Genomic DNA, 10891 nt, shown 5'->3' on the forward strand with positions numbered 1-10891 from the left:
GTTTATAATTTTCTTGCTTAATCTTTCCTATGCGCCCGATCATCTACCAAATCTTCACTCGCCTCTTTGGCAATACCAACACCACCAATAAGGAATGGGGCACAGTTGAGGAAAATGGCGTCGGGAAATTCAATGACATCACGGAGAAGGCCCTTAAGGAAATCAAAAAAATGGGGATCACCCATATCTGGTACACCGGAGTGATCGAACATGCCCTACTGACAGATTACACTGAATATGGAGTGGCTTTGGATGATGCTGATGTGGTAAAAGGACGTGCAGGCTCGCCTTATGCGATCAAAGACTACTATGATGTGAATCCCGACCTGGCTTCGTTTGTTCCGGACCGGATGGAGGAATTTAGGAAATTGGTTACCCGCACCCATAAACATGGGATGAAAGTCATCATAGATTTTGTCCCGAACCACCTGGCACGTGGCTACCAGTCGGACAACAAACCGGAAGGTGTACCTGATTTTGGGGAGAATGATGACGAAACCAAAGCTTTCGCCCCCAACAATAACTTTTACTACTTGCCTAAGCATGGGTTTGTGGTACCTGAAGAATATGCGGAGTTAACAAAAATCAACTTTCCGAATAAGGACGGCTTTTACAAAGAGTTTCCAGCTAAAGCCACAGGGAACGATGTGTTCTCCGCAAAGCCCTCAATCAATGATTGGTTTGAGACCATCAAATTGAATTATGGGGTGGATTATGTCCATGGTCACAAATCTTACTTTGACCCAATCCCGGATACCTGGCTGAAGATGCGCGACATCTTGTTGTTTTGGGCCAAAAAAGGAGTAGATGGATTTCGTTGTGACATGGCTGAAATGGTGCCGGTAGCATTCTGGAAATGGATCACAGCAGAAATCAAATCAGCACACCCGGACATCATATTCCTTGGAGAAACTTATAAACCGGAGGAATACCGTCATTACATTCATGATGGTGGGTTTGACTACCTCTATGATAAGGTCGAGCTCTATGATACCTTAAAGTATATCGTGCAGGGACATGCCAATACGGATAGCATTACGAGCGTTTGGCAGTCTCAAGAGGATATTTCAACGCACATGCTCCGCTTTCTTGAAAACCATGATGAACAGCGCATTGCTTCCAGGTTCTTTGCAGGAGATATGCGTAAAGGCATCCCTATGATGGCCGCAACCTCATTTATGCATACAGGTCCTGTCTTGATGTATTTTGGACAGGAGGTTGGAGAAGCAGCTTATGGAGCCAGTGGTTTCTCGGGGGATGATGGGCGTACCACCATCTTTGACTATTACAGCGTACCCGAATTTGTGAAATGGGTTAACAATGGGGCTTTCGACGGCGGCATGCTATCTACGGATCAAAAGTGGCTCAGACAAAAATACATTGACATCCTTACAGCCTGTAATGACTTACCTGCTATCAAGGAAGGGGCTTTTTACGACTTGCACTACTACAATCGCAATGAGGATTATGAAGGCTACAGCGATCGGGTTTATGTCTTTATCCGACATTGTGAGGAGCAAAAGCTTTTGATCCTGATCAACTTCAGTGACTACCTGCAAACGGCTAACATCAAAATTCCTGAAGTTGCCTGGGGACAGTATGGACTCAACACAGATAAAATCGAGGTTATTGGTGAGGAGCATTTTGTGATCGATAAATCATCCACGTTCGATCATAAGGGTACTGACTCCCAGCTTTCCTTCAACCTTCGGGCTTGCAACTACAATATCTACGAGCTTAGAGAGGCATGAAGTGGCCACTCTCTTCGATCTATGAGGTTTTTGTAAGGTCCTTTGCGGATGGAAATGAAGATGGAATTGGGGACCTCCCCGGACTGAGGGATCAACTGGACTATATTGTTGGCCTTGGCTGTGACGCCCTGTGGCTCACCCCGTTCCACCCCTCTCCTTCCTACCATAAATATGATGTCACCAACTATTTCGATGTTGACCCGGAATATGGTTCAATCGCAGATTTTGAAGACCTCATTAAAGAAGCTCATGAAAAGGATCTTAAAGTAATCATGGACCTCGTCGTCAATCACTGCTCCCGGGAACATCTTTGGTTTCAAAGCGCTTTGAAAGGTGATCCTGAGTTCCGCAATTACTTTATCTGGAAACCGAAAAATGCTTTTAAAAGCAAAAAACAACGAAGAAAAGGAAAGAGTGGCGACAGTGACAATACAGTCATCTGGCATGAAATTGATGGACATTCCGATCTTTTTTATGCCTACTTCTGGGAGGGCATGCCTAATCTCAACTACGACAATCCTGCGGTCAGGAATCAGGTTTTCGAAATTGGTAGATTCTGGCTGGAGAAGGGAGTGGATGGGTTTAGGCTGGATGCGGCTATGCATCTTTACCCGGATGATCAGGTTGATGACACCGTAGCATTCTGGACGGAATTCAAAAAGGAAATGCAGCAGGTCAACCCAAAGGTATTTCTGTTAGGCGAAGTATGGAAAGACCTGGAGACCCAATCTAAATTCAAGGAGTGCTTCTCCTCCCTTTTCAGCTTTGACCTGAGCTATTCGATACTTGAATCGGTCAAAAGAGGCCTTATCGCCTCCGCCCACGTAAGTAAGGATGCCTGGAAGGCCGAAGACCGTGGCTCCCCTGCCGAGATCTACAATGAAGGTATCGCTCCAAACCCGGGTTTTATACAAAGTACTTTCCTTTCCAACCATGACCAGGAACGTGTAGTATCTTTTTTAAAAAATAATATTCACAAGGCCAAGCTTGCCGCTTCTATCCTCCTCACGCTACCCGGCATTCCTGTGGTTTACTATGGCGAAGAAATTGGCCTGAAGGGCAAAAAACCGGATGAATATCTTCGGGAACCTTATCCATGGTGCAACCAATACCAAACGGACTGGATGCAACCGAAGTACAATAAACAGCCAAAACCTGAGGTCGCAGCTCTGCTAAAGGATCATTACAAAACCTTATTGAAGTTTCGCAACCAATATCCTGAATGGGCAGGCAGCGAAGTCGTGCCCATAGATTTGAAAGACCCTGAGTTGTTTGCCTTTCAGATTCCCATGGTTGACGAGGAATTACAGATTATTCATAACCTATCTGATGAGGCCAAGCCCCTTGAGCTACCTTATGGGATGACACCAATCTTTTACACGTGTGGTTTGGAAAACATGGAGATAAATGAGTTTTTTACCATTCAATCGTACAGCTCAATAATATTCAAACCCAACACCCCATGAAAAACATTACCGTGGTCGGATCCGGAACAATGGGCAATGGCATCGCCCACGTCTTTGCACAATATGGCTATCAGGTAAGCCTGGTAGACATTGCAGAAGAGGCACTGATCAATGCCCTCAAAACGATTGAAAAGAACCTGCAACGGCAATTAAAGAAAGAACTGATCACCCAGGAGGTCGCAGATAAGACCACACAAGCGATTCAGACGAGCACGAACCTCGCCGAATCAGTGAAAAATGCGGATCTGGTCGTCGAAGCAGCCAGTGAGCAATTTGAGATCAAGAAGAAGATTTTTGAAGCCATTGATCAGGCTGCACCTGCTAATGCGATACTGGCCAGCAACACCTCCTCTATCTCCATCACCAAAATAGCTGCGGTAACAAATCGCCCTGATCAGGTGATCGGGATGCATTTTATGAACCCGGTTCCGGTGATGAAGCTCGTGGAAGTAATCCGGGGTTATGCGACCAGCAATAAAACTACGCAGACCATCATGGAGGTGAGCAAGAAGCTGGAAAAGGTACCTGTGGAAGTCAACGACTATCCTGGCTTTGTGGCCAACCGAATCCTGATGCCGATGATCAACGAGGCCATTTATGCCCTGTATGAAGGGGTATCCGGAGTGGAAGAAATTGATACGGTCATGAAATTGGGCATGGCACATCCGATGGGGCCACTGCAATTAGCTGATTTCATTGGACTGGATGTTTGTTTGTCTATCCTTAATGTCCTTCTCGATGGCTTTGGTAATCCAAAATATGCCCCTTGCCCCTTACTGGTAAATATGGTCACGGCGGGATACAAAGGGGTCAAATCCGGTGAAGGTTTCTATCAGTATACTCCTGGCACTAAAGACCTGGTGGTCAGTCCGAGGTTTAGTAGGTAAGGTGGAATTAGGATAACCTAATCCCCCTGCCCCCTTTCAAAAAGGAGATCTTCTAATCTTTCCATTCAAAAATTCCCCATTTAAAAGGGGTGGCTGAAAGCCGGGGGATTAGAACGTCACCATGAGCTACCTAAAGGAAGCCAGCACCGGCCTGTGATCAGAAACAAGTATGCTATAATCATTGATGCAGTTTTCAGGCAAGATCACCTCTGTCATTCTCAGCTTATGAAAGAGTTCATCGGTGATCAGGATGTGGTCCAAATGACTGGGCCAGGAAGGGTAACTCATCTCCGTCAGATGTCGGTCCGCAAATTGATAGTTCGTTGAGTCATTAATGAAATTCTCAAAGGGGGTTCCGGATTCAAGGTCATCATTAAAATCCCCGGTCACAATGACCGCCTGATCGGATAGCTCTTCATCGATGTATTGCTTCAATGCCTCACTAGCCAATTTCCTTCTTTCCAACCCATCACCACAACATTTTAAATGCACAATAAGAAGAGTAAATTCAAGACCACTGACATGAGTGGCATCCAGTCTTACCACCTGCCTGGGAAAAGCATTGGCATCACCTTCAAACAATAAGGTTGATTCGCTAAGTGAGGTGAATGCAGACTCCTTATAGATGAACCCAACCTCCAGGTTATACCTCACATTCGAATAATGGGCGGAATACATTTCCAGCCCATTGCCCAAATCCACAAACGCCACCGTATCCGAAATCTCCTGAACGGCAATGAGGTCGGCATCCAAATCAGCAATCAATGTTTTCACGAGGTCTTTGGTATTGACATCCTGAGGAAAATCCTGAATGTTCCATGTCGCGATGTTGAGTTCGTTGTTATAGTAAGCAGGATAGCAAGCGGAAATATCTTTCCCCGGATCAGTCTTTAGACCTATCTCTTCCTCCATTTCCAAATCCGGTTCCCTTTCAAACTGACAACAGCATAGCAATGCCAAGAGTCCTATTAAATATTTCATAGCCTGCAAAACTAATCTTCTCAACCATTCAGTTATACAATATTTTAATATTTCAACAGTAATGGTTTTATTCAGGTGATGATAAAGGCTCATGACTAAAAGCGATCAATTATGACATGATCTAAATCAGGGTATGGGGTGACCCCTCGTCCCACCGACCCTATTACCTATATTTATTTTTGCTCCAGACCAAAAACACTATCATGCTTAAGGATATCACTGCAACCGCCAAGAAAATATTGCTCCAGAATGAGCGATATCAATACCTCCGAAGAAAATTAAAAGCGCATGCCACCGCCATCAAGATCATTGGTTGCCTTGTGCTGCCATTACTCATCATCTTCCTCCCCGCGGAGTGGACTTTAACAGATAGCCTGACGGTTACCCAACACCGGACCGTATTCATTTTTGCTTTAGCCGCCATCTTCTGGATTCTGGAACCAATCCCCATCTTTGCGACCTCAGTATTGGTCATACTACTGGAGCTCATCCTGATTTCTGATAGTGGACTTAACCTTCCAGAAGCTACTGAAGCAGGTGAAAAAGTAGGTGTGATCCTTAGCTACAAAGCTATTTTGGGAACCTTCGCCAGCCCCATCATCTTTCTTTTCCTTGGGGGGTTCTTCCTGGCCATTTCCGCCACGAAATATGGTCTGGACCAGGTAATGGCCAAGACTTTCATCAAGCCCTTTGGCACAAACCCTAAAATGGTGATGCTCGGTTTGATGATCGTGACGGCCGTATTTTCCATGTTCATGAGTAATACGGCTACTACTGCCATGATGCTGTCAATACTCATGCCTGTACTGGCTGCTTTACCTGAGCAGGACAAAGGGCGTACGGCTTTCATTCTCTGCATCCCTGTAGCCGCAAACGTCGGTGGTCTCGGTACCCCTATCGGCACGCCGCCCAACGCCCTGGCGATGAAATACCTGATGGACTTTGATATCACCTTTAGCAAATGGATGCTTATGGGTGTGCCCGCTGTGATCATTCTGGTAGCATTGGGCTGGACCTTGCTGAACGTCTTTTTTCCTACGGACAGCAAGGAGATCAAAGTACAGATCTCCACTTCCAACAAGCTGGGTAGAAAGTCCTTCATTGTGTATGCTACTTTCAGTCTCACGGTATTACTGTGGTTGACAGACTTTATTCATGGGATGAACTCCTATGTGGTGGCTTTTATTCCCGTGGTAGTCTTTCTGAGCTTAAACATACTTGGAAAGGAAGACCTCAAGTTGATCTCCTGGGATGTACTCTGGCTGGTTTCCGGTGGTCTGGCACTGGGTCTGGCCCTCGAAAAAACAGGTCTCGCACAAGCGATCATCAACGGAATCCCTTTTGGAGAGATGAACCTGTACGTCATCTTCATTATTGCGGCATTCGTAGGGCTGCTGATCGCCAACTTTATGTCGAATACGGCCACAGCCAACCTCATGCTCCCACTGATCGCTATTGTGGGCAGTTCCCTCAGCGGCCTTGAAGGACTCGGAGGTAGCAAAACCCTGATCCTGTCAACGACCCTGTGTATATCACTAGGCATGGCCCTCCCTATCAGTACTCCGCCCAATGCGCTGGCCTACAGCACCGGACTCATCAGCACCAAACATATGTCCCGTGTAGGTGTTCTTATGGGACTGATCGGTATGGTCATCGTTTTTGGAATTCTTTACCTGGATCAAATCATTGGCATTATCTGATATGAAAAAGCTACTCCTAACACTCTTTGCACTGGCCACAACCTCCTTCATCACCCTCGCCCAGGAAGGCCCAACTTTTTATGCCGGACTACAGATCTGGATGCGATACACCGATTTAAATCCGGGTTCGGCCATTGGTACAGAGGAAAGCGACGAAGCGCTGGATTTCAGCATCAGACGTTACCGTCTGGGGGTAAAGGGGAACCCTTACGACTACCTCAGCTACAATATCCAGATCGGACACAACAACCTTAGCCGCTATGCCAAGGATCAACCTCCGAAATTACTGGACGCCTACGTGAGCTATCACTACTTCCCCAACCATAGCGTCACCGTAGGGAAACATGCCTGGACAGGATTATCGCGGTATGCGGCGCCTTCCACCTTTGCTGCGGTGGGTGCTGATATCAACTATGCCGCTACCATTGCACTGAATTTGCATGATGATTTCTTCAGAAGACTGGGTGTGGCTTTACATGGTGACATTAATGACCTGAATTACCGACTGGTGTTTTCCAAACCCTTTAGCTATAAGGCACCGCCATTGAGCAATTATGCACAGTTCTCGGATCAGCCGACCTCCCTGAATGTCAGCGGGTACTTCAAATACCAGTTCCTGGATCATGAGTCCCAATCTTCGGCCTTTAGCCCGTGGACGTATCATGGAAAGAAAGAGCTCTTCAACATCGGGGCGGGCTGGACGTACCAACATGAAGCCACGCAATCGCTGAGTACACTCAATGATACGGTAATTCATGCGATGAAATCTTTTGCAGTCGATGTGTACTATGAGCGCCCTTCCGGTAAGCTAGTCTGGACTTCTTATTTATCCTTCCTTAATCACCATTTGGGAAAAGAGTTTATCCGATATATCGGTGCCAACAATCCTTCCAATGGGGTGGTCAATACCCTTTCGCTAAACGGAAAAGGAAACAGCTTCCCTGAGGCTGGATCCGGACAGATCATATTATTCCAGTTGGCTGCTCTTAAGCAACTAACGAAAAATGCAATCCAGCCCAACCTGATGATCGAATACGCTCGGTTTAAGGCCCTTGATGACCCGATGGTCTTGTTTGAAGGTGGGGTGAATTACATCCTTGACGGACACAAATCCAAAATCTCCTTAGGCTATCAAAACCGCCCTGTATTCACTGATGACGGCACCGGAGCGAAGGAAAGCGACCGAAGACATATGGTGGTGTTGCAGTATCAGTTGAGGATATAGCATAGAAGTATATATTAATTACCTCCCTGTTGTTTTAAGTGTTCAGCTTTCAGCGTCACTTAAAATGACTGATGATCACTTTCGCCCTTGACAGTTTTATGACCTAAATGAATTCTTTACCATAGTAATGTTATTGGAGACAGCTCAACAACGGCTCAAGGATTACCATATTTTTGATAGAGCCAAACGCTATTGTTGTTTTCGGTCTTAGCGGACGCTACGACCAGTGGTGAGAACGTCATTGCGAACGTAGTGAAGCAATCTTTCCCAATCAAAAGAAAAGATTGCTTTAGTCGGGTTTCTCTATTTCTTATTATCAGTTACCGGTCGCCCCAACGCGCAAACCCTTCGCGGGAAGACTCGCGATGGCCAGGATTAGCAGTCTCAGGACATGGTTTGATACGGTTCATACATTAACCTTATTCCTTTCCGTGTTCGGAGACACTCGTACTCATCTTAGCTTCAAAGTGTCCTGAAGAACACTTCGAAGAACTGGGTTGCTGACAGATCATGAACGATTGTCGGGTGGTCATTTGTCATTTTCTCATGGTCAGGAATGATTGCAGGACAGTCAGGAATGATACTACTCCTTACGCGAGGCAAGTGAAAACAGCTGTGGATTGCTGATACTTCAAAGAGTGGCACAAGCGGACCACTGCGCCAGCTAAATTCTGAAGTTAAGTCCCTCCAGGATTGACCTTACATGATTCTGCTAGCGCCAAAGATGCTCTGCGAGAATGCCTTTAGAGCAGGTAGGTGGGGCCGCGTAGGCCCGTCGAAGCGAATGTCACCTTGAGCTTGTCGAAGCATGGACATTTTACGAATAAAAATGATTTCTCCTCCGTCGAAATGACAATTTATATAGGCCTAACTTAACAACGTTGAACACGTGTATGAAACTGAAGGCTTGATATTAAGAATTACGAATTTTGAATGGCATGAATCAAAAGAGGAATATTGCTATTAATTCCACAATTCTCTATGTGATAGCATTTATGCTTACCTCAGTTCTTCACGAGTTGGCACATGCTCTTGCCGGTATTTTTTACAATACTCAACCTGTCCTGCATCATAACTATGTAGAACAACTTACAACTCATCATATGTCCGCACTACAACTCGCCACAGTAGCGCTGGCAGGCCCCATAATGAGTTTAACTCAGGGATTAGTTGCCGGTTGGGTATATTTTCAATCACCCAAACAGGGCCTGTTCAGGCTTTTTATTTTGTGGTTTTCCATTTTAGGCATGTTTAACTTTTTGGGATACCTAATGACCGGGCCTGTTTTTCACAACGGTGACATTGGCAAAGCGCTGGCCCTTTTTAATACTCCGATGTGGATGCAAATCTTTATCGCAATTCTTGGGGCTGCCCTCCTCTTGCTGGTCGCATATCATCTAACGCGACCATTTCTACAATTTAGCTTCAAGGAGGAATGGGTAAACTCAGCGTCATCCAGAAAGAATTTCTCCTTATACATCATGATTCTACCCTGGTTATTTGGTTCAGCTATTATGACACTTTTATACTTACCTGTAGTGGCCATTGTCAGTATTATTTATCCATTCACCAGCGGAATGGTCTTCATTTTTCCATGGCAGAATGCAAGAAGAATTGTTAATGTTCCGGTATCAGATAATAGTAACCCGGGACAAGTGTCATATTTCACCTTAATATGCCTAATTCTATTGGTACTGGTGTTCAGACTCATTCTACAGCCAGGGATACCCATTTAATGAAACGGTTTTTAACACCTGACTGAAATGAAATATATCAGAGTCCCTGCCGTGACTCTCAAGGCGTGAAAGTCCGCGTTTCAAATGCCCGCCAGCAAACTGATTTTTCCGCTATTCCCAGACTGAAAATAACACTACCTCTCCACTATGATCTGCAAGTGTATTATATTCGGTACTCTTCATTAATCAGATTATGAACAGAAAAAAATTCATTCTATCTCTCGGATGGTTGTTTACTTCCGTTGCGGTATTCCCATCCCAGCTGATCAAATCGATTACCAACAACTACGGTAACTTCAAAGCCATCTATTTAAACAGCGAATTAAAAAATGAATTTTTCAATTTTCTGAAAAATGTATTTAGCCTTTACCCGGAAAAGGATATTCATCAGTTGATTTCGGATGCAACAGCAGCTAATAACACTGACCAGGATATATACCTGGAGGCCCAATATAAACTGGATGAGATCACTCCATGCTTTTCCCTTTTCACCAACAAACTCCCATCGCTATTCAAGCAAAAAGATGAAATGGCTAAGCAAACAGTGGCGTTGCTTGGTGAAGACACCACCTATAACGGATACCTGGAAATTGGTTCTTTGGGCAGATATCTCGATTATTTGGAAGAAAAGGTGAACATCATCGGCAATCGTTACTATGCGGATGGAAAGGAACCCGGCTATTCTATTACAGAAATGGTGGACAGAGGGCAAATAGCTATTGGAGCAGAATACATCCCAATGGCTGATTATCGCACCGAATATTCCAAACTAATAGACAATGAAAGCCTTGATCTGGTTACAGTATATATCGGATTTCATCATTGTCCTATTGATCTGCGCAAAACATTTATTTCTTCCATTCGCGATACGCTACGCGTTGGGGGGAAACTGATTTTAAGAGACCACGACTGTAATACGGAAGCTCAAAAAACGATGGTGGCTTTGGCTCATGATGTGTTTAACATGGGAACCAAAGAATCATGGGATTACAACAGCAAAGAAGTCCGCAACTTCTATTCACTTGAGTTCATCTGCAAATTTGTGGAAGATATTGGATTCAAGTTCGATAAACGGACCCTGTTTCAGGAAGGTGATCCCACCAAAAATGCGTTAATGATGTTCACCAAAGTTTAATCTCTCCCGG

At 45.1% G+C, this 10891-nt stretch carries 8 protein-coding genes; 7 read left to right on the forward strand and 1 reads right to left on the reverse strand.

What is annotated here, in order from left to right; genetic code table 11:
• Positions 1-29 precede the first annotated feature (29 nt).
• Genes NXR94_RS11905 through NXR94_RS11915 form a run of 3 tightly spaced genes read left to right on the forward strand, consistent with a single transcriptional unit; the run spans position 30 to position 4104 of the window.
• Positions 30-1751: an alpha-amylase family glycosyl hydrolase gene (locus NXR94_RS11905; protein WP_258104857.1), complete on the forward strand. Its 1722-nt coding sequence runs from the start codon at positions 30-32 to the stop codon at positions 1749-1751.
• Positions 1748-3217: an alpha-amylase family glycosyl hydrolase gene (locus tag NXR94_RS11910; protein WP_258104858.1), complete on the forward strand. Its 1470-nt coding sequence runs from the start codon at positions 1748-1750 to the stop codon at positions 3215-3217. Before NXR94_RS11905 ends, NXR94_RS11910 begins: the two co-directional genes overlap by 4 nt.
• Positions 3214-4104: a 3-hydroxyacyl-CoA dehydrogenase family protein gene (locus tag NXR94_RS11915; protein ID WP_258104859.1), complete on the forward strand. Its 891-nt coding sequence runs from the start codon at positions 3214-3216 to the stop codon at positions 4102-4104. Before NXR94_RS11910 ends, NXR94_RS11915 begins: the two co-directional genes overlap by 4 nt.
• A gap of 126 nt (positions 4105-4230) precedes the next feature.
• Here the strand turns inward: NXR94_RS11915 and NXR94_RS11920 are convergent, their stop codons facing one another.
• Positions 4231-5085, reverse strand: a complete 855-nt coding sequence (locus tag NXR94_RS11920) for an endonuclease/exonuclease/phosphatase family protein (protein ID WP_258104860.1) — start codon at positions 5083-5085, stop codon at positions 4231-4233.
• Between the two features lie 203 nt (positions 5086-5288).
• Here NXR94_RS11920 and NXR94_RS11925 point away from each other — a divergent pair, with 203 nt between their 5' ends.
• The 4 genes from NXR94_RS11925 to NXR94_RS11940 all read left to right on the forward strand — a co-directional run bounded on the left by NXR94_RS11925 (position 5289) and on the right by NXR94_RS11940 (position 10881).
• A complete protein-coding gene (locus tag NXR94_RS11925) occupies positions 5289-6785 on the forward strand; it encodes a DASS family sodium-coupled anion symporter (protein ID WP_258104861.1) in 1497 nt (498 codons plus the stop codon).
• A gap of 1 nt (position 6786) precedes the next feature.
• Positions 6787-8010, forward strand: coding sequence for an OprO/OprP family phosphate-selective porin (locus NXR94_RS11930; protein ID WP_258104862.1), 1224 nt, complete (start codon positions 6787-6789; stop codon positions 8008-8010).
• A gap of 938 nt (positions 8011-8948) precedes the next feature.
• Complete coding sequence (locus tag NXR94_RS11935; RefSeq protein ID WP_258104863.1) at positions 8949-9746, forward strand: hypothetical protein; 798 nt, start codon at positions 8949-8951, stop codon at positions 9744-9746.
• A 193-nt stretch (positions 9747-9939) separates the two neighbouring features.
• Positions 9940-10881 carry a hypothetical protein gene (locus NXR94_RS11940; protein WP_258104864.1) on the forward strand — a complete coding sequence of 314 codons (942 nt, stop codon included), beginning with the start codon at positions 9940-9942 and terminating at the stop codon, positions 10879-10881.
• The last annotated feature ends 10 nt before the right edge of the window (positions 10882-10891 follow it).

This window comes from Marinoscillum sp. MHG1-6 (assembly GCF_024714475.1).
In the GTDB taxonomy this organism is placed as follows: Bacteria; Bacteroidota; Bacteroidia; order Cytophagales; family Cyclobacteriaceae; genus JAMZMI01.